The organism is Bordetella saccharivorans, from assembly GCF_045862855.1.
Lineage (GTDB): Bacteria > Pseudomonadota > Gammaproteobacteria > Burkholderiales > Burkholderiaceae_B > Bordetella_A > Bordetella_A petrii_F.
This window is the reverse complement of record NZ_BAAFZO010000001.1, coordinates 3,977,163-3,996,126: the sequence shown is the minus strand read 5'-3', so window position 1 is coordinate 3,996,126 and position 18,964 is coordinate 3,977,163. Positions and strand designations below refer to the sequence as shown.

Genomic DNA, 18,964 nt, shown 5'->3' with positions numbered 1-18,964 from the left:
CTCACCCGGCGATTTTCTCGAAGATCTTGGTCAGCTTCTCTTCCAGCGTCGCGGCGGTGAAGGGCTTGACCACATAGCCGTTGGCGCCCGCCTGGGCCGCCGCCACGATGTTTTCCTTCTTGGCCTCGGCCGTCACCATCAGCACCGGCAGCGACTTCAGCGCCTCGTCCGCGCGAATCTGCTTGAGCATCTCCAAGCCATCCAGATTGGGCATGTTCCAGTCCGACACCACGAAGTGGAAACCGCCGTTGCGCAGCTTCTCCAGGCCGATGACGCCATCCTCGGCCTCGTCCACGTTCTCGAAGCCCAGTTCTTTGAGCAGGTTGCGGATGATGCGCCGCATTGTGGGGAAATCATCCACCACCAGAATCTTCATACCCTTGTCAGTCATCTCAACTCCAGGAAATAATCTTGGTCGCCCGCGGCCACTGTCGCCCAGGCGTCAAACGCGGTTCGCGCGGTCGCCCAGGCGCGCCAGGATGCGCTCGCTCATGGCAGCCAGCGGCACGATCTCCGCCGCGGCGCCGACGGCGATGGCCTCGCGCGGCATGCCGAACACCACGCAGCTGGCCTCGTCCTGCGCCAGCGTATGGGCCCCGGCCTGCCGCATGGCCAGCAGGCCCGCGGCGCCGTCCTTGCCCATGCCGGTCAGAATCACGCCGATGGCATTGGCGCCGGCGGCCTCGGCGGCGGAACGGAACAGCACATCCACCGACGGCCGGTGCCGGTTGACCGGCTCGCTGGCCTCCAGCTCGATGATGTAGTTGGCGCCGCTGCGCCCCAGCCTCATGTGGGTGTCGCCGCCCGGCGCCAGGTAGACATGGCCCGGCAGCACCCGCTCGCCGTGCGACGCCTCGCGCACCGTCACGGCGCACAAGGCATCCAGCCGCTGGGCAAACGACCGGGTGAAGCCGGCAGGCATGTGCTGGGTGATCAGGATGGCCGGGCTGTCGGGCGGCAACGGGTACAGGACCTCGCGGATGGCCTCGGTGCCGCCCGTGGAAGCGCCGACGATCACCAGTTTTTCCGAACTGGCGAACGGCCGCTGCAGGCGCCGCGGCGGCGCGGGCGCGACAGCGGCGGGCGGCCGCAGGCGCGCCCGCGCGGCGGCCCGGATCTTGTCGGCGATCAGTTCGGCGTACTCGAGCAGGCCATGGCGGATGCCGAGCTTGGGCTTGGTCACGAAATCGATGGCGCCCAATTCCAGCGCCCGCAGCGTGGTCTCGCCGCCGCGCTCGGTCAGCGAAGACACCATCACCACCGGCATGGGGCGCAGCCGCATCAGCTTTTCGAGGAAATCCAGCCCGTCCATGCGGGGCATTTCCACGTCCAGCGTCAGCACGTCGGGATTGTGCTGCTTGATCAGCTCGCGCGCCACCAGGGGATCGGGCGCCACCGCGACCACCTCCATGTCCGCATGGCTGTTGATGATCTCGGTCATCAGCCCGCGCACCAGCGCCGAATCGTCGACGCACAGGACCCGTATCTTGCGCATGTTCACCTAGGCCACGCACTCGTAGACGGTCTGCCCGCGCAGGCGGAAGTCCCGGCTGATATAGGTGAAATTCTCGGAATGCCCGGCGAACAGCAAGCCGCCCTGCTTCAGCAGGGGCACAAAGCGCCTCAGGATTCCCGCCTGGGTGGGTTTGTCGAAGTAAATCATCACGTTACGGCAAAAAATTGCATCAAACCGGCCGCTGATCGGCCAGGCGGGCGCCAGCAGGTTCAGCGTCTCGAACCGCACCATCTCCGCCAGTTCCGGCCGCACCCGCACCTGGCCGGCGTACGCGCCGCGGCCGCGCAGGAAGAAGCGCCTGAGCCGCTGCGGGTCCATGCGGGCGACGCGTTCTTCGGCGTAGATGCCGGCGCGCGCCCGTTCCAGCATCTGAGTGTCGATGTCGGTTGCCAGCACCGATGCCGAGGCCCCGCGCGATCCGAGGGCCTCGGCCAGCGTCATGGCGATGGAGTATGGCTCTTCCCCGCTGGAGGCGGCGCAGCACCAGACCGCCACCGGCCCCGGGCGTGCGCGCGCCAGCTCGGCCAGCACCGGGAAGTGGTGCGCCTCGCGGAAGAAGGCCGTCAGATTGGTCGTCAGCGCATTGACGAAGTCCTGCCATTCCGGCGCGGCCGGCTGGCTTTCCAAGTGATCCAGATAGCCGGTGAAATCCGCGCGTCCCAGCGCGCGCAGCCGGCGGGCCAGCCGGCTGTACACCATCTCGCGCTTGTGCTCGCCCAGCGAAATGCCGGCGCGCGCGTGGATCATGCGGCGCACCCGTGCAAAATCGGCCTCGCGGAACTCGAACTGCCGCTCGGCCGCGAACGAAGCGCCGGTGCTGGATGTCGCCACGGCCGCCCTATTGCTGCAACGCCAGCGCGCCCGTGTCCGCGCCGTCCGCGCCGGCGGGCGCGCCCACGCGCGCGACGTGCTGGCCGGCCAGCTGCCGCGCCGGCACCTCGATGACTTCGCCGGCGTTGATCTTGAACACCGACACCGCCTCGGCCAGCCGCTGCGCCTGCTCCTGCAGCGAGCCCGCCGCGGCCGCCGCCTCTTCCACCAGCGCCGCGTTCTGCTGCGTCACCTCGTCCATCTGCGACACCGCACGGTTCACCTGGTCGATCCCGCCCGACTGCTCCTCCGAGGCCGCCGAAATCTCCCCCATGATGTCCGTCACCCGCTTGACCGACGCCACGATCTCCTGCATCGTCGCGCCCGCCCGCTCGACCTGCTGCGAGCCCGTGCCCACCTTGCTCACCGAGTCCTCGATCAGCACCTTGATCTCCTTGGCCGCCTGCGCGCTGCGCTGCGCCAGCGAACGCACCTCGCCGGCCACCACCGCGAAGCCCTTGCCCTGCTCGCCCGCCCGCGCCGCCTCCACCGCCGCGTTCAGCGCCAGGATGTTGGTCTGGAACGCGATCCCGTCGATCACCGACACGATCTCCGAGATCTTGCGCGAGCTCGCCGAGATGCCCTCCATCGTGCTCACCACCTCCGAGACCGCCGACCCGCCCCGCTCGGCCACGTCCGAGGCGCTGGCCGCCAGTTGGTTCGCCTGGCGCGCGTTGTCCGCGTTCTGCTTGACCGTCGAGGCCAGCTCCTCCATCGAGGCCGCCGTCTCTTCCAACGAGGCCGCCTGCTGCTCGGTGCGGCTGCTCAGGTCCGTGTTGCCCGCCGAGATCTCGCGCGCGCCCACGTTGATCTCGTCCACCCCGCGCCGCACCTGCGACACCGTGCGCGCCAGGTTCTCCTGCATGCGCTTGAGCGCCGCCATCAGCTGGCCGATCTCGTTGCTGTTGCGCACCTCAACCCGCGCCGTCAGGTCGCCCGCCGCCATGCGGTCGAAATGGTGGCCCGCCTCGCGCAGCGGCATCAGCACGCGCCGCCGCAGGAACAGGTAGGTGCCGAACACCAGCAGCGCCGCGACCCCGCCGCCAACTGCCACCGCGCCCAGGACCCATTGGTAGCGCCGGGTGGCCAGCGCATACTCATCCTGCAGCTGGCTGGCGCGCCAGAAATCGAAGCCCTCGACGGCCCGCGCCAGGCGCCCTTCGAATGCATCGTGCATGGTCTGGGCCTGCTTGTGATAGGCCGTCATGTCGCCGCGTTCGAGCAGGCCCAGCAGCGGGGCGACGCCCTGCTGCATCAGGGCCGTATAGGCCGCGTCGACCTCTGCCAGGCTCTCTTGCGCCCCTGCCGGCCGCGCCAGCCCCTTGTAATACTGGAACTCGGTATCGGCGCGGTTCAGCGAAGCGCTGGCTCGCTGCAGCAGGCCGGCCGCCTCGGCGCCCAGCCCCTGCGACAACGGCACCGGCTGCCCGATGCTGCGTACGATGTCGCCATAGTGCGCATTGGCAGTGCGCGCCACGTTATTGACCGTGTCCTTGTAGCTGTTGATGACGCGCGCCAGGGCGTCGCCGATGTCCTGGGTCTGGCGAATATCGGCCAGCGTGCCGTTGCTCACGCGCAGGGAGAACACCCCCAGCGCCGCGCCGACGACCAGCAGCAGCGAAAAGAATCCCAGCACGCCGAGCAGGCTGGAACGTATTTTCATATTGACCAGGAAACTGCGCATCTTCATGAACTCCCCGACTGTCGTCGAACTGCCCTGCCCGGATCCCGCGCCGCCGGCGCGCGGGCCTCACGAGGCCGCTTTCTCCACCAGCGCCATTTCGTCGCTGGTCATCAATTTCTCGATATCCACCAGGATCAGCATGCGATCGTCGACCGTGCCCAGGCCGGTCAGGTATTCGGTGGACAGGGTGGCGCCGAACTCGGGCGCGGCGCGCACCTGCCCCGCGTTGAGCATCAGCACGTCCGACACGCCATCCACCACGATGCCCACCACCCGGTGGTCCAGGTTCAGGATGATGACCACGGTCTGCTCGTTGTATTCGACGCTGCCCAGGTTGAACTTGATGCGCAGGTCCACGATCGGCACGATGATGCCGCGCAGGTTGGTGACCCCCTTGATGAACGGCGGCACATTGGCAATGCGCGTGACTGCCGCGGCGTCATAGCCGCGGATTTCCTGCACTTTCAGGATGTCGATCCCGTACTCTTCGGCGCCGAGCGTGAACACCAGGAATTCGTTGCCGACGTCTTCGACGCGCGCGGCCTGCGTTTGCGGTTTGGCTGCCATGAGGGGTTCTCCGTCAATTCAGGATGGCTTCGGGCTGCGCCCATTTCTCGCGGTTGGCGCGCGCCAGCGCGAACACGTCGACGATCAGCGCGACGCTGCCGTCGCCCAGGATGGTGGCCGCCGACACGCCCGGCACCTTGCGGTAATTCGATTCCAGGTTCTTGACCACGACCTGGTGCTGTCCTACCAGGTGGTCCACCAGCAGCGCGAAGCGGCGCTCCTCGGCTTGCATGATGACGGCGATGGCCTGGGTCGGGTCCGGCTGGGCATCCCGCACGCCGAACACGCGGTGCAGCTCCACCAGCGGCAGATACTCGCCGCGCACCTGCATCACGCGCTCGTCGCCCGCCACGGAATACATCTGGTCCGCGCTGGGCTGCAGCGATTCGGTGACGTGGTTGAGCGGCAGGATGAACGTCTCGGCCCCTACCCGCACCGACATCCCGTCCAGGATGGCCAGGGTCAGCGGCAGGACGATGCGCGTGGTGGTGCCCTCGCCCGGCACGCACGACAACTGCACGTGTCCGCCCATGTCCTGGATATTGCGGCGCACCACGTCCATGCCCACGCCGCGCCCGGAAATATCGGTGACCTGTTCGGCGGTCGAAAAGCCCGGCGCGAAAATCAACTGCCAGAGCTCGTCGTCCGGCGTGTTCTCGCTGACCGACAGGCCCTGCGCCAGGGCCTTCCTGAGGATCTTCTCGCGGTTCAGGCCGGCGCCGTCGTCGCTGACCTCGATGACGATATTGCCGCCATTGTGCTCGGCCGACAGGATCAGTTGCCCGACCGGATCCTTGCCGGCCGCGATGCGCTTCTCGGGCGTCTCGATGCCGTGGTCCAGGCTGTTGCGCACCAGGTGCGTCAGCGGGTCGATGATCCGCTCGATCAGGCTCTTGTCCAGTTCGGTCGCGCGGCCATAGGTCTGCAGCTCGATCTGCTTGCCCATCTTGACCGCGATGTCGCGCACCAGCCGCGGGAAGCGGCTGAATACATAATCCATGGGCATCATGCGGATCGACATCACGGCTTCCTGCAGGTCGCGGGCATTGCGCTCGAGCTGCTCCATGCCGTTGAGCAGGCGGTCGTGCAGGACCGGGTCCAGCGTCGAGGCGGTTTGCGCCAGCATGGCCTGGGTGATGACCAGCTCGCCCACCAGGTTGATGACCTGGTCGACCTTCTCCACGCCTACCCGGATCGACGTGGATTCCTTGTCCACGTGCGCGGCGGAGGGCGCGCGCGCCTGCCGCTGCGCCGGCGCTGCCGCGGGCGGCGCGGCTTCGTGCGTCGGGGCCGGCGCGGGCGCCTGCGCGGCAAACCCGGCGGCCGCCCGTTCGGACTGCTCGAGCGCGCCGGCCGCCGGCCCGGCCGGCGCCGGCACCGGGGCGCGGCGCACGTCCAGCTGGTCGGCGTCCACGATGAAGCAGCAGACTGCCTCGATATCGCCGGACGAGCAGGTGCTGTCGACCCATACTGTCAGGCCGCCAGCCTCCCGCTCGTGCCTCAGGACCTTGCCCAGGTTGCCCATCTCGTCCACCAGGGATTGGGCATCCTTGTCCGAGACCCGGCCGATGCGTATCTGGAATGGCATCGAATCGTCGGCCGGCTCGGGCTGGACCGGCGCCGGCGCCGGAGCCTGCGGGACGGCTGGCGCCGCGGGCGGCTGTGCGACGGCGCCGGCCGCGCCATGCTCCTGCGCCAATTGCCGCAGCACGGCGCAGATGCGCTCGTAGACGGCCTCGTCGGGCTCTCCGGCGGCGCGATAGGTATCCAGTTGGCTTTTCAGCACGTCTTTTGTTTCCAGGAAAATGTCCACCATGTCCGCGCGCAGGGCCATCTCGCCGCGCCGGATCTCGTCGAGCAGGTTTTCCAGCAAATGCGTGGTGCCCGCCAGTTTCTGGAAGCAGCCGAAGGTGGCCGCGCCGCCCTTGATCGAATGCGCCGCCCGGAAAATGGCGTTCAACTGCTCGATATCGGGCGCGCTCACGTCCAGGCCCAGCAGCAATTGCTCCATTTCGGCGAGCAGCTCGTCGGCCTCGTCGAAAAAGGTCTCGTAAAACTGGCTGAGGTCCAGACCGGCGCTCATGATCCTGTGTCTTCCTGTCGAAATTGCTCAGGCGGCGCGCTGCTCGCCGAGCAGTTCCGCCGCCAACTCCACCAGCACGTCGGGCTCGACCGGCTTGTTCAGCCAGCCGCATACGCCCAGGCCGCGCGCCGCATCCTTGCTCTGCGCCGCCTGCTCGGTCGTCAGGACCAGCACGGGCAGTTCCTGGTAGCCCGGCTCGCCGCGCAACTCCTGTATCAGCGCCAGGCCGTCCATCACTGGCATGTTCCAGTCGCTCACCAGCAGGTCGATACGCTCGCCGCGCGCCAGCTCGAGCGCCTGGCGCCCGTCGGCGGCGGTCAGCACGCGCCACCCGGCGGCTCCCAGGGCCGCCTGGACAATCATCCGCATCGTCGCCGAATCGTCCACGACCAATATCGTTGCTGTCATGACTACCTTGCCGTCCCGGCCGCCGGCGGCGCTTGCGCCGCCGCCTCGTTCACTTCCCCGACGCTGCCGGCGCGCAGTTCCGCCGCCGTGGCGTTTTCCCGTTCGATCTGCGACTGGGTGCGGCGATTCAGCACGACCAGGCTGATACGCCGGTTAACGGCCGCATAGGGATCATCTTTAACCAGGCTCATGCTGGAAGACAGGCCCTGGATGCGCATCAGCTTGCCTTCGGCCATGCCGCCGGCGACCAGTTCCTGCCGCGAGGCATTGGCCCGGTCGGCGGACAGCTCCCAATTGCTGTAGGCGCGCTCGCCCCGGGCATACTGGGTGGCGTCGGTGTGGCCGGCGATGCTGACCTTGTTGGGCAATTCGTTGAGCACCGGCCCGAGCTCGCGCAGGATGTCGCGCATATACGGCCGGACCTCGGCGCTGCCGGTCGAGAACATCGGCCGGTTCTGGTTGTCCACGATCTGGATGCGCAGCCCTTCGGTGGTCATGTCGATCAGGAGCTGCGGCTTGAAATTCTTCAGCACGGGGTTTTCTTCCAGCATGCTGTCCAGCCGGTGCTTCAGGCGTTCCAGCGCGCGCCGGTCGCGCCGCTCGGCGTCGGACTGCACCTGCGCCTGCACCCGGCTGCCGTCCGCTTGCCGCACGTCGCCTTCGTCGTGCAAAGGGTCGCGGCCGCCGCCCGGGATGGCGCTGGTCTCGGCCGACGAGCTCGGCCCGCCGGTCAGGGCCACCCGCAACGGCATCCGGAAGTACTCCGCAATACCGCGCAATTCCTCTTTCGGCACAATGGCGATCAGCCACATGACCAGGAAGAACGCCATCATGGCGGTGATGAAATCCGCGTAGGCGATCTTCCAGCTGCCGCCATGCCGCGCGGCAGTCCGCCCGCGCTTGCGGCGGATCACCACCCGGTGGTTGTTCAGCGAACTCATCGGCCGCCCCTTCAGGCGCGGCCGGTGGCCGCCGACTTGGCCTGCCGCACGTGCTCTTCCAGCTCACCGAACGACGGACGGACGGCGGAGAACAGCACCTTGCGGCCGAATTCGACGGCCAGCTGCGGCGGGTAGCCGTTCATGCTGGCCAGCAGCGTCACCTTGATGCACTCCAGCACCTTGACAGACTCGGCGGTGCGCCGCTCCAGGCGCGAGGCCAGCGGCGCGACGAAGCCATAGGCCAGCAGCACCCCCAGGAAGGTGCCGACCATGGCCTTGGAAATCAGGTCGCCCAGCACGGCGGGCGGCTGGTCCACCGCGGCCAGCGCCTTGATCACCCCCAGCACGGCGGCCACGATGCCGAAGGCCGGCAGCGCATCGGCCACCTGGTGCAGCGCATGGCAGGGCACCTCGCGCTCGTGCCGGTAAGTCTCGATCTCCTCGTCCATCAGCGTCTCGATCTCGAACGAGCTCATGTTGCCGCTGATCATGATGCGCAGGTAATCGGTGATGAACTCCATCAGCTTGGCATCGCCGACGATGCGGGGATAGTCGCTGAAAATGGCGCTGGACTCCGGGTCCTCGATGTGCGATTCGATCGCCATCAGGCCTTCGCGGCGCGCCTTGTTCAGCAGCACATACAGCAGCGCCATGAGCTCCATGTAGACCTCCTTGCTGTATGGCGCGCTCTTGATGGCCTGCGGCAGCGCATGCCGCATCAAGAGCAGCGATTTGCGGCTGTTGCCCGCCAGGAAGGCCCCCAGCGCCGCGCCCGCGATCAAGGTCAGCTCGAACGGCTGGTACAGCGCCCCGAGATGCCCGCCCAGCCCGATGAAGCTGCCCACCACCGCGACGAGCACCACCGCATAACCAATAACAATCAACACATCAGGCCTCTGCCATCGAAGTCTAGAGTTGGCGACAATGATCCCCCGCCAACCCGGCTGCAAAAGCACGGGTTACGGGGCGTTTTGGGGGGCTTTTGGCCTATTTGGAGGGCCCGCCGTCGGCCGGCGGCGGGCGCGGCTAGCCGCGCATGGCGGCTGCCGCCGGGAGGGTGCGCTGCCCGGCCCGCGCCTTGGCGGCGGCGCGGGTCTTGCCGGCGCGTGGCGGCGGCCGGCAGATCGCGCAGACAAAATCGCCTTGCGGATCATGCGCATGCGCAATGAAATGGCCGCCGCACTGCCGGCAAGGCGACAACTGCAACATGCCACTATCGAAGAACCGCACCAGCATCCAGGCGCGCGTGAAGCTGAGCACCGGCTCGTCGGCCGGGCGCTCGGTCCCCGCGTGTTCCAGGTACAGCCGGTACGCATCGATGATGGCCCGGATGCCGCGGCTTTCGGTGCGTGTATTCAGGAAGCCGTAGACGTTATAGAACAGCGACGAATGGATATTCGGCAACCAGGTCATGAACCAGTCCACCGAGAACGGCAGCATGCCCTTCGGCGGGGAGCAGCCACGGATCTCGCGATACAGCCGCGACAGGCGGTCGTGGCTGAGACTGGTTTCCGCCTCCAGGACCTGCAGGCGGGCGCCCAGGGAGATCATGGAGCTGGCCAACAGGATGTCGTCGGCCTCCTGGGAAACGCTCTTGCTAGCCATGGGACGCGGCATCAGGCCAACTGCTCGACCGGCTGGTTGGCCAGCAGGATGGTCGCATGGGCCTGCTGCAGCGCGCCGCCCAGGACGTCCTGGGTCAGCGCCGAAAGCAGGCTGTAGTCATCGAAACGGAACCGGCACAGCAGCGAGCTCGAGCTGGCCAGCTTCACCAATTGCGCGGGCGACAGGCGCGCCAGGATGTCGGCCACCTCGGCGCTGAACCCCAGGCGGAACATCGACGCGGCATAATCGTCGCGCAGCATGCGCTGGGCCAGCAGCAAATACGAAAGGTTGACTTCCCGGATATCGGCGAGCAAAGAATTGTCCGCGGTATTCACGCTTGTGGCTCCTAAAAACTTGACAATGCCGGAGCGGCAAAAGCCCCCGGCCGTATCGGCTCAAGATCCCATTGACCCGGCCCCGGCATCACTACAAACTGTATCTTTTGATACCAAAGCGAACGTAATCTACCATTGATCTTGTCAAATTTTATGACATTCATGGCCAAATATGGCGAAATTTCTGACTATCAGCAAAAAAAATACACTCAAGTTACATTCAGGTACCTGATTTGCCGAGGAAATACGTAAACAAACACGTAAAAGCTTTTGTGTTTGTTTAAATGAAAAACGCATGCTTGCCGACAATCTCCTGCTTGAACGAGATGCCGACGGATACGCATGCCCCACGCAGATGACAGCCTGGTCCGGTACGCGCCGCTGGTCCGCAGACTGGCGCTGCAGATGCTGGCGCGGCTGCCCGCCAGCGTCCAGCTCGACGACCTGGTCCAGGCCGGCATGATCGGCCTGCTCGACGCGCTGCGGCGCTACCAGGAAACGCCCGACGCCCAGTTTGAAACCTACGCCACCGCCCGCATCCGCGGCGCCATGCTCGACGAACTGCGCAGCCAGGACTGGCTGCCGCGCAGCGTGCGCAGCAAGGGCAAGCGCATCGAGGCCGCCATCCAGCGCAAGGAGCAAGAGCTGATGCGGCCACCGTCCGACGGCGAGATCGCCGACGCGCTGGAGGTGCCGCTGGACGAATACCAGGCCATGCTGAACGATGCGCGCGGCATCCAGATCCTCCATTACGACGAGCTGGGCGAACCCGGCGAACCCGGCTGGCACGACGTGCCGGCGGACGCCTCGCACAGCCCGCTGGATGCCCTGCTGGCCGCCGATCTGCGGCGGGCGCTGATCGAGGCCATCGAGACCCTGCCGGAACGCGAGAAGCTGGTGCTGTCGCTGTGCTACGAGCAGGGACTGAACCTGAAGGAGATCGGCGCGGTCCTGGGAGTGACCGAGGCGCGCGTCTGCCAACTGCGCACCCAGGCCACTGCCCGCATCCGCGCCCGCCTGCGCGACGGCGCCTGGCAGCAGTTGCCGGCCGAGGCCCACCTGGCCCAGGTGCTGTAATCGCGCCCCGCCCTGCCGGCGGCGGATTCTGCGGCCACGCGCTTAAGTTCATCACGGCCGCGCCGTTACCCAGGCTAGCGGGACATCCGGCCCGCCAATGGGCGGCCTCGCTGCCCAGTTTGAAGAAGCCTTTCTCTCTTGGGAGCTATCCATGGCTGCAGTCATCAACACCAACTACTTGTCGCTGGTTGCGCAGAACAACCTCAACAAGTCCCAATCCGCTCTGGGCTCCGCCATCGAGCGCCTGTCCTCCGGCCTGCGCATCAACAGCGCCAAGGACGACGCCGCCGGCCAGGCCATCGCCAACCGCTTCACCGCCAACGTGCGCGGCCTGACCCAGGCTGCCCGCAACGCCAACGACGGCATCTCGATCGCCCAGACGACCGAAGGCGCGCTGAACGAAATCAACAACAACCTGCAGCGTGTGCGTGAACTGGCCGTGCAGGCCGCCAACGGCACCAACTCGGCTTCGGACCTGAAGTCGATCCAGGACGAAATCCAGCAGCGCCTGGACGAAATCGACCGCGTGTCGGCCCAGACGCAGTTCAACGGCGTCAACGTGCTGGCCAAGGACAACAAGCTGACCATCCAGGTCGGCGCCAACGATGGCGAAACCATCACCATCGACCTGAAAGAAGTCACCGCCAAGACCCTGGGCCTGGACGGCTTCAACGTGTCGGGCCCGAAGGGCGCGCTGGCCAACCTGGCTGCCGCCGACTACCAGAAGGCTTATGGCGCGACGACCGCCGTCGCCGCCAACAGCGTGGCCGAAGGCACCGCCGGCGACCTGGCCGGCCGCCTGGGCGTGGCCGCGGGCAGCGTGACGGTGGGCACGGAGGCCCAGGCCGACGAGAACGGCAACTGGTTCGTCTCGGTCACCATCAATACCGCCGATGCCACGGAAATCAGCAACCTGCAGGCCAAGGGCTTCGACGTCGAATCGGGCGTTGCCAGCACCTACTACATCGCCCTGAACCCGCAGGACGCCGACACCACCACCACCGCCGGCACCGCCGCCTTCACGCTGGACACCGCCACGATCGACCTGAGCAGCCTGAGCAAGGGCGCCACCGACGGCGCGCTGGCCAAGCTGGACACCGCGCTGCAGAACATCGACACGCAGCGTAGCGCCCTGGGTGCCATCCAGAACCGCTTCGAGTCGACCATCGCCAACCTGAACAACACGGTCAACAACCTGTCGGCCGCGCGCTCGCGCATCGAAGATGCCGACTACGCGACCGAAGTGTCGAACATGACCAAGAGCCAGATCCTGCAACAGGCCGGCACCTCGGTGCTGGCGCAGGCCAACCAGGTTCCGCAGACGGTGCTGTCGCTGCTGCGTTAATCCGCGCAAACCCGGCCTATGCCGGGACCCAGGCGGGGCCATCCACAAGACGGCCCTGCCCCGCAACGGCTGGATGCCTGTCATCCAGCCGTTTTTTATTTTGGGCTTTCATTGGAGGTGCCAGACACCCTTCAGGGTGTCTGGCACCTCTAAAACCTGGCACGATCCCGCGCGCCTGGCGCCGGCCACAGCGGGTACCCCCCAAAAAAAAGCCGCCCATCGGGCGGCTTTTTTCCTGCTGCGGCCAGCCGGTCACTTCTTCCGCATCGGTGGCAGGTCGGTGCAGACACCTTCGGCCACTTCGGCCGCCATGCCCACCGATTCTCCCAGCGTGGGATGGGGGTGGATGGTCTTGCCGATGTCCACCATGTCGGCGCCCATCTCGATCGCCAGGGCGACTTCGCTGATGAGGTCGCCGGCATGGGTGCCGACGATGCCGCCGCCGAGGATGCGGTGGCTTTCCGCGTCGAACAGCAGCTTGGTGAAGCCCTCGTCGCGGCCGTTGGCGATGGCGCGGCCGGAGGCGGCCCAGGGGAACAGGCCCTTCTCGACCTTGATGCCCTGCTTCCTGGCCTCGTCCTCGGTCAGGCCGACCCAGGCCACTTCCGGATCGGTGTAGGCCACCGACGGGATGACGCGCGCGTCGAAGAACGACTTCTCGCCGGCGGCGGCCTCGGCCGCCACATGGCCTTCGTGGACCGCCTTGTGGGCCAGCATGGGCTGGCCGACGATATCGCCGATGGCGAAGATGTGCGGCACGTTGGTGCGCATCTGGCGGTCCACTTCGATGAAGCCGCGCTCGGTGACCGCAATGCCGGCCTTGTCGGCGCCGATCTTCTTGCCGTTGGGGCTGCGGCCGACGGCCTGCAGCACCAGGTCGTAGCGCTGCGGCTCCTTGGGCGCGCCCTCGCCCTCGAACGTGACGTAGATGCCGTCCTTCTTGGCCTCGGCGCCCACCGTCTTGGTCTTGAGCATGATGTTGTCGAAGCGGGCCGCGTTCATCTTCTGCCAGACCTTGACCAGGTCGCGGTCGGCGCCCTGCATCAGGCCGTCCAGCATTTCGACCACATCCAGGCGCGCGCCCAGGGTGGAATACACGGTGCCCATTTCCAGGCCGATGATGCCGCCGCCGATGATCAGCATCTTCTTGGGAATGGCGCGCAGCTGCAGCGCGCCGGTGGAATCGACGATGCGCTCGTCGTCCGGCAGGAACGGCAGCTTCACCGACTGGCTGCCGGCGGCGATGATGGCGTTCTTGAAGCGGATGGTCTGGGTCTTGCCGTCGGCGCCCTTGACGGCCAGGTGGTGCGGATCGGCGAACTCGCCCACGCCGGTCACCACCTTGACCTTGCGGGCGCGGGCCATGCCGGCCAGGCCGCCAGTCAGCTTGGCGACCACGCTGTCCTTGTAGCCGCGCAGCTTGCCCAGGTCGATCTTCGGCTCGCCGAAGCTGATGCCGTGGGCGGCCAGGGCGCGCGCCTCGTCGATGACGGCGGCGTTGTGCAGTAGGGCCTTGGACGGAATGCAGCCAACGTTCAGGCAGACGCCGCCCAGGGTCTCGTAGCGCTCGACCAGCACGGTGGACAGCCCCAGGTCGGCGGCGCGGAAGGCCGCCGAATAGCCGCCGGGGCCGGCGCCCAGCACCACCACGTCGCATTCGACATCGGCGGCGCCGCTGTAGGACGCGGCGGCCGGGGCGGCAGCGGCTTGCTTGGGCGGCGCCGGCTGCTTGTCCGAGGCCTGCGCCTGCTTATCGGTGTCAGACACCCTCTGGGTGTCTGACACCTGAGAACCCTGAGAGGCCGATTCCCCCTGGGTGTCTGACACCTGGCCTGCTTCCGCGGCCTCGACCTCCAGGATCACCTTGCCTTCCGACACCTTGTCGCCGACCTTCACCTTCACCGACTTCACCACCCCGCCCGCCGAGGCCGGGATCTCCATCGACGCCTTGTCCGACTCCACCGTGATCAGGCTCTGCTCCGCCTTGATCGTGTCGCCTTCGTTCACCAGCACCTCGATGACTTCCACTTCCTTGAAGTCGCCGATGTCCGGCACCTTGATTTCCACGAGTTTGCTCATGACGGCTCCCGGTTACAGCGCAATGCGGCGGAAATCGGCCAGCAGCTGGCCCAGGTAGGCATTGAAGCGCGCGGCCGCGGCGCCGTCGATGACGCGATGGTCGTACGACAGCGACAGCGGCAGGGTCAGGCGCGGCACGAACTGCTTGCCGTCCCACACCGGCTTGTGGGCCGAGCGCGAGACGCCCAGGATGGCCACCTCGGGAGCATTGATGATGGGCGTGAAATGGGTGCCGCCGATGCCGCCCAGCGACGAGATCGAGAAGCAGCCGCCCTGCATCTCGGCCGGCGAGATCTTGCCGTCGCGGGCCTTCTTGGACAGCTCGCCCATTTCCTTGGCGATATCCAGGATGCCCTTCTTGTCGGCGTCGCGGATCACCGGCACCACCAGCCCGTTGGGCGTGTCGGCCGCGAAGCCGATGTGGTAGTACTGCTTGTAGATCAGCTGGTCGCCGTCGAGCGAGGCATTGAACTCGGGGAACTTCTTCAGCGCCGCCACTACCGCCTTGATCAGGAACGCCAGCATGGTGACCTTGATGCCCGCCTTCTCGTTTTCCTTGTTCAGGGTGACGCGCAGCGCCTCCAGGTCGGTGATGTCCGCCTCGTCATTGTTGGTGACGTGGGGAATCATGACCCAGTTGCGGTGCAGGTTGGCGCCGGAGATCTTCTTGATGCGCGACAGCGGCTTGGCTTCGATCGGCCCGAACTTGGTGAAATCGATCTGCGGCCACGGCAGCAGGCCGAGCGCCGCGCCGTCGGCGCCGCCCGTGGCGGCGGCGGGCGCGGACAGCGCCTGCTTCACATAGGCGCGCACGTCGTCCGCGGTGATGCGGTCCTTGCGGCCGCTGCCCTTGACCTTGCTCAGGTTGACACCGAGCTCGCGGGCGAACTTGCGCACCGAGGGCGAGGCGTGCGGCAACTGGCCCGGCTTGAGGCCGGGGTCTTCCAGCGCGGCGGTCGGCGACGGCCGGGCGCCGGCGGCTTTGTCGGTCGCTTGCTGCGGCGCCGCGCCGGCGCTGTCAGACACCTGTTGCTGGCCTTGGGTATCGGGCGCCTGCCGCTGGGCGGGCGCCTGGGCTTTTTGCGGCGCGGCCTGCGCGCCGCCCTGGCCTTCCACCACCACGATGGCGCTGCCCTTGGACACCTTGTCGCCCACCTTGACCTTGACTTCCTTGACCACGCCGCCGGCCGAGGCCGGGATCTCCATCGAGGCCTTGTCGGACTCGACCGTGATCAGGCTCTGCTCCGCCTTGATGGTGTCGCCCACCGCGACCATGACCTCGATGACTTCCACTTCCTTGAAGTCGCCGATATCCGGCACGGTCACTTCGGTAGTGCCGCCGGCCGGCTCGACGTCCGGGGCCTCCTCGGTCTGGCCCTGGGTCTTCGGAGCCGGCGCCGGCTGGTTGTCCGACGCCTGGGCCTGCTTACTGGGCGCGGTGTCAGACACCCCCTGGGTGTCTGACACCTGGGCTGCGTCGCCGGCCTCGACCTCCAGGATCACCTTGCCTTCCGACACCTTGTCGCCAACCTTCACCTTCACCGACTTCACCACCCCGCCCGCCGAGGCCGGAATCTCCATCGATGCCTTGTCCGACTCCACCGTGATCAGGCTTTGCTCCGCCTCGATCGCGTCGCCTTCGTTCACCAGCACCTCGATGACTTCCACTTCCTTGAAGTCGCCGATGTCCGGCACCTTGATTTCCACGAGTTTGCTCATGACTGTTTACCTTCAGGCGTGGTGCGGGTTGGCTTTTTCAGGGTTGATGCCATATTTCTTGATGGCCTCGGCCACCTTGGCGGCGGGGATCGTGCCGGCATCGGCCAGCTCGCGCAGCGCGGCCAGCACGACGAAATGGCGGTCGACCTCGAAGTGCTCGCGCAGCTTGTAGCGGAAGTCGGAACGGCCGAAGCCGTCGGTGCCCAGCACGCGGTACGAACGGCCCTTGGGCACGAACGGCCGGATCTGGTCGGCGAACAGCTTCATGTAGTCGGTCGAGGCGATGATCGGGCCCTCGGTCTTTTCCAACTGCTGGGTCACATAGGGCACCAGCGGCTGCTTCTGCTCCGGGTGCAGCAGGTTGTGGCGTTCGGCGTCGAGGCCGTCGCGGCGCAACTCGGTGAAGCTGGTGACACTCCACAGGTCCGAAGCCACGCCCCAGTCGGCTTCCAGCAGTTCCTGGGCGGCCATGACTTCGCGCAGGATGGTGCCGGAGCCCATCAGCTGCACGCGCTGCTTGCCCTTGCCGTGCGACTTGAGCTTGTACATGCCCTTGATGATGCCTTCCTCGTCGCCCGCGGTCAGGCCGGGCTGCGGGTAGTTCTCGTTCATCACGGTCAGGTAGTAGTACACGTTCTCCTGGTCTTCCACCATGCGCTTGAGGCCGTGCTGGATGATGACCGCCAGCTCGTGCGCGAAAGTCGGGTCGTACGACACGCAGTTGGGAATGGTCGAGGCCAGGATGTGGCTGTGGCCGTCCTCGTGCTGCAGGCCCTCGCCGTTGAGCGTGGTGCGCCCGGCGGTGCCGCCCAGCAGGAAGCCGCGCGCCTGCATGTCGCCGGCCGCCCAGGCCAGGTCGCCGATGCGCTGGAAGCCGAACATCGAGTAATAGATGTAGAACGGAATCATGATGCGGTTGTTCGTCGAATACGACGTGGCCGCGGCGATCCACGAGCTCATGGCGCCCGCTTCGTTGATGCCTTCCTGCAGCAGCTGGCCGTCGGCCGCTTCCTTGTAGTACATGACCTGGTCTTTATCGACCGGCACGTACTTCTGGCCTTCGGGCGCGTAGATGCCGATCTGGCGGAACAGGCCTTCCATGCCGAAGGTGCGCGACTCGTCGGCCAGGATGGGCACCACGCGCGGACCCAGTTCCTTGTCGCGCAGCACTTGGTTCAGCACCCGCACGAACGCCTGCGTGGTGGAGATCTCGCGGCCTTCGGAAGTCGGCTCCAGCACGGCCTTGAACGCCTCCAGTGCCGGCGCCTTGAGCTGCTCGTCGGCCTTTTCGCGGCGACGCGGCAGGTAGCCGCCCAGCGCCTTGCGGCGCTCGTGCAGGTATTTCATTTCGGGCGAGTCGTCGGCCGGCTTGAAATACGGCAGCTTCTCCAGTTGGTCGTCGGGAATCGGAATGGCGAAGCGGTCGCGGAATTCGCGGATGGCGTCCAGCTCCAGCTTCTTCTGCTGGTGCGTCGGGTTCTTGGCCTGGCCCACGTGGCCCATGCCGTAGCCCTTGATGGTCTTGGCCAGGATGACGGTGGGCTGGCCCTCGTGCGTGGCGGCCGCCTTGAAGGCCGCGTACACCTTGTGGGGATCATGGCCGCCGCGGTTCAGGCGCCAGATGTCTTCGTCGCTCATGCGCGAGACGGCTTCCAGCAGTTTGGGATGCTTGCCGAAGAAGTGTTCGCGCACGAACTTGCCGTCGTTGGCCTTGTACGCCTGGTACTCGCCATCGACTGTCTCTTCCATGATCTTGCGCAGGATGCCTTCCTTGTCGTGCGCCAGCAGCGGGTCCCAGTAGCCGCCCCAGATCAGCTTGATGACGTTCCAGCCCGAGCCGCGGAAGTCGCCCTCGAGCTCCTGGATGATCTTGCCGTTGCCGCGCACCGGGCCGTCCAGGCGCTGCAGGTTGCAGTTGATGACGAAGATCAGGTTGTCGAGCTTCTCGCGCGCGGCCAGGGCGATGGCGCCGAGCGATTCGGGCTCGTCCATTTCGCCGTCGCCGCAGAACACCCATACCTTGCGCTTGCTGGTGTCGGCCAGGCCGCGAGCGTGCAGGTACTTCAGGAAGCGCGCCTGGTAGATGGCCATCAGCGGGCCCAGGCCCATCGACACCGTGGGGAACTGCCAGAAGTCCGGCATCAGCTTGGGGTGCGGGTACGACGACAGCCCCTTGCCGTCCACTTCCTGGCGGAAATGGTCCAGCTGCTCGGCGGTCAGGCGCCCCTCCAGGTAGGCGCGGCCGTACATGCCAGGCGACGTGTGGCCCTGGAAGTACACCAGGTCGCCGCCATGGCCCTCGCTTTCGGCATGCCAGAAGTGGTTCTGCCCGCAGCCGATCATGGTGGCCAGCGAGGCAAACGAGGCGATGTGGCCGCCCAGGTCGCCGCCGTCGGGGGGATTGTGCTTGTTGGCCTTGACCACCATGGCCATGGCGTTCCAGCGCACGTACGAGCGGATGCGCGACTCCAGCTCCAGGTTGCCGGGGTGGGCGGGCTCGAGCGCCTGCGGTATGGTGTTGACGTACGCCGTATTGGGCGAGAATGGAATGTGCGCGCCGGAGCGGCGGGCCTCGTCGATCAGCCGTTCCAGCAGGTAGTGGGCGCGTTCCGGACCTTCGCGGTCGAGCACGGCGGCCAGGGCTTCGAGCCATTCCTGGGTTTCCAGGGTGTCTTCATCATTGGCGGCCGATAGCGCGCGAGCCTGGGCGTTAGAGGACATCGTGTGTCTCCTGT

16 protein-coding genes are annotated in these 18,964 nt (G+C 66.7%); 2 read left to right on the top strand and 14 right to left on the bottom strand.

Translation table 11 applies throughout. From position 1 onward, the window contains the following. Window position 1: 1 nt before the first annotated feature. The 11 genes from cheY to flhD all read right to left on the bottom strand — a co-directional run bounded on the left by cheY (window position 2) and on the right by flhD (window position 10,009). Window positions 2-391: a chemotaxis response regulator CheY gene (gene cheY, locus ACKTT0_RS19215; RefSeq protein WP_028355523.1), complete on the bottom strand. Its 390-nt coding sequence runs from the start codon at window positions 389-391 to the stop codon at window positions 2-4. A gap of 51 nt (window positions 392-442) precedes the next feature. Next, entirely contained in the window at window positions 443-1,495 is a 1,053-nt protein-coding gene (locus ACKTT0_RS19210) for a protein-glutamate methylesterase/protein-glutamine glutaminase (RefSeq protein ID WP_407851370.1), read from the bottom strand. 6 nt (window positions 1,496-1,501) lie between these two features. Continuing rightward, on the bottom strand, window positions 1,502-2,347 hold the full coding sequence (locus ACKTT0_RS19205) for a CheR family methyltransferase (protein ID WP_407851369.1): 846 nt from the start codon (window positions 2,345-2,347) through the stop codon (window positions 1,502-1,504). A 7-nt stretch (window positions 2,348-2,354) separates the two neighbouring features. Beyond that, the gene (locus tag ACKTT0_RS19200) at window positions 2,355-4,070 is read right to left on the bottom strand and encodes a methyl-accepting chemotaxis protein (protein ID WP_407852465.1); all 1,716 of its coding nucleotides are present in this window, start codon (window positions 4,068-4,070) and stop codon (window positions 2,355-2,357) included. Window positions 4,071-4,136: 66 nt separating this feature from the next. Beyond that, complete coding sequence (gene cheW / locus ACKTT0_RS19195) at window positions 4,137-4,637, bottom strand: chemotaxis protein CheW (RefSeq protein ID WP_028355636.1); 501 nt, start codon at window positions 4,635-4,637, stop codon at window positions 4,137-4,139. 13 nt (window positions 4,638-4,650) lie between these two features. After that, a complete protein-coding gene (gene cheA, locus ACKTT0_RS19190; protein ID WP_407851368.1) occupies window positions 4,651-6,720 on the bottom strand; it encodes a chemotaxis protein CheA in 2,070 nt (689 codons plus the stop codon). Between the two features lie 27 nt (window positions 6,721-6,747). Beyond that, window positions 6,748-7,128 (bottom strand): response regulator, encoded by a 381-nt coding sequence (locus ACKTT0_RS19185; RefSeq protein WP_407851367.1) that lies wholly within the window; start codon window positions 7,126-7,128, stop codon window positions 6,748-6,750. 2 nt (window positions 7,129-7,130) lie between these two features. Continuing rightward, entirely contained in the window at window positions 7,131-8,069 is a 939-nt protein-coding gene (gene motB, locus ACKTT0_RS19180; protein ID WP_407851366.1) for a flagellar motor protein MotB, read from the bottom strand. 11 nt (window positions 8,070-8,080) lie between these two features. Then, on the bottom strand, window positions 8,081-8,956 hold the full coding sequence (gene motA, locus ACKTT0_RS19175; RefSeq protein ID WP_407851365.1) for a flagellar motor stator protein MotA: 876 nt from the start codon (window positions 8,954-8,956) through the stop codon (window positions 8,081-8,083). 139 nt (window positions 8,957-9,095) lie between these two features. Then, window positions 9,096-9,674 (bottom strand): flagellar transcriptional regulator FlhC, encoded by a 579-nt coding sequence (flhC, locus tag ACKTT0_RS19170; protein ID WP_407851364.1) that lies wholly within the window; start codon window positions 9,672-9,674, stop codon window positions 9,096-9,098. Window positions 9,675-9,685: 11 nt separating this feature from the next. Then, complete coding sequence (flhD, locus tag ACKTT0_RS19165) at window positions 9,686-10,009, bottom strand: flagellar transcriptional regulator FlhD (RefSeq protein WP_407851363.1); 324 nt, start codon at window positions 10,007-10,009, stop codon at window positions 9,686-9,688. 342 nt (window positions 10,010-10,351) lie between these two features. Between flhD and ACKTT0_RS19160 the strand changes: the two genes are divergently transcribed. Then, window positions 10,352-11,086, top strand: a complete 735-nt coding sequence (locus tag ACKTT0_RS19160; RefSeq protein ID WP_407851362.1) for an RNA polymerase sigma factor FliA — start codon at window positions 10,352-10,354, stop codon at window positions 11,084-11,086. 151 nt (window positions 11,087-11,237) lie between these two features. Further along, window positions 11,238-12,431 (top strand): FliC/FljB family flagellin, encoded by a 1,194-nt coding sequence (locus tag ACKTT0_RS19155; protein WP_407851361.1) that lies wholly within the window; start codon window positions 11,238-11,240, stop codon window positions 12,429-12,431. Between the two features lie 252 nt (window positions 12,432-12,683). Here the strand turns inward: ACKTT0_RS19155 and lpdA are convergent, their stop codons facing one another. Genes lpdA through aceE form a run of 3 tightly spaced genes read right to left on the bottom strand, consistent with a single transcriptional unit; the run spans window position 12,684 to window position 18,950 of the window. Next, a complete protein-coding gene (gene lpdA / locus ACKTT0_RS19150) occupies window positions 12,684-14,510 on the bottom strand; it encodes a dihydrolipoyl dehydrogenase (RefSeq protein ID WP_407851360.1) in 1,827 nt (608 codons plus the stop codon). A 12-nt stretch (window positions 14,511-14,522) separates the two neighbouring features. Continuing rightward, window positions 14,523-16,229 carry a dihydrolipoyllysine-residue acetyltransferase gene (gene aceF, locus ACKTT0_RS19145; protein ID WP_407851359.1) on the bottom strand — a complete coding sequence of 569 codons (1,707 nt, stop codon included), beginning with the start codon at window positions 16,227-16,229 and terminating at the stop codon, window positions 14,523-14,525. Between the two features lie 12 nt (window positions 16,230-16,241). Continuing rightward, a complete protein-coding gene (gene aceE, locus ACKTT0_RS19140) occupies window positions 16,242-18,950 on the bottom strand; it encodes a pyruvate dehydrogenase (acetyl-transferring), homodimeric type (RefSeq protein ID WP_407851358.1) in 2,709 nt (902 codons plus the stop codon). Between the last annotated feature and the right edge of the window lie 14 nt (window positions 18,951-18,964).

Bases quoted from the DNA above. Each gene is read 5' to 3' on its own strand.
- cheY (WP_028355523.1), bottom strand. From the start codon at position 391: ATGACTGACAAGGGTATGAAGATTCTGGTGGTGGATGATTTCCCCACA.
- ACKTT0_RS19210 (WP_407851370.1), bottom strand. From the start codon at position 1,495: ATGCGCAAGATACGGGTCCTGTGCGTCGACGATTCGGCGCTGGTGCGC.
- ACKTT0_RS19200 (WP_407852465.1), bottom strand. From the start codon at position 4,070: ATGCGCAGTTTCCTGGTCAATATGAAAATACGTTCCAGCCTGCTCGGC.
- cheW (WP_028355636.1), bottom strand. From the start codon at position 4,637: ATGGCAGCCAAACCGCAAACGCAGGCCGCGCGCGTCGAAGACGTCGGC.
- cheA (WP_407851368.1), bottom strand. From the start codon at position 6,720: ATGAGCGCCGGTCTGGACCTCAGCCAGTTTTACGAGACCTTTTTCGAC.
- ACKTT0_RS19185 (WP_407851367.1), bottom strand. From the start codon at position 7,128: ATGACAGCAACGATATTGGTCGTGGACGATTCGGCGACGATGCGGATG.
- motB (WP_407851366.1), bottom strand. From the start codon at position 8,069: ATGAGTTCGCTGAACAACCACCGGGTGGTGATCCGCCGCAAGCGCGGG.
- flhC (WP_407851364.1), bottom strand. From the start codon at position 9,674: ATGGCTAGCAAGAGCGTTTCCCAGGAGGCCGACGACATCCTGTTGGCC.
- ACKTT0_RS19160 (WP_407851362.1), top strand. From the start codon at position 10,352: ATGCCCCACGCAGATGACAGCCTGGTCCGGTACGCGCCGCTGGTCCGC.
- ACKTT0_RS19155 (WP_407851361.1), top strand. From the start codon at position 11,238: ATGGCTGCAGTCATCAACACCAACTACTTGTCGCTGGTTGCGCAGAAC.
- lpdA (WP_407851360.1), bottom strand. From the start codon at position 14,510: ATGAGCAAACTCGTGGAAATCAAGGTGCCGGACATCGGCGACTTCAAG.
- aceF (WP_407851359.1), bottom strand. From the start codon at position 16,229: ATGAGCAAACTCGTGGAAATCAAGGTGCCGGACATCGGCGACTTCAAG.
- aceE (WP_407851358.1), bottom strand. From the start codon at position 18,950: ATGTCCTCTAACGCCCAGGCTCGCGCGCTATCGGCCGCCAATGATGAA.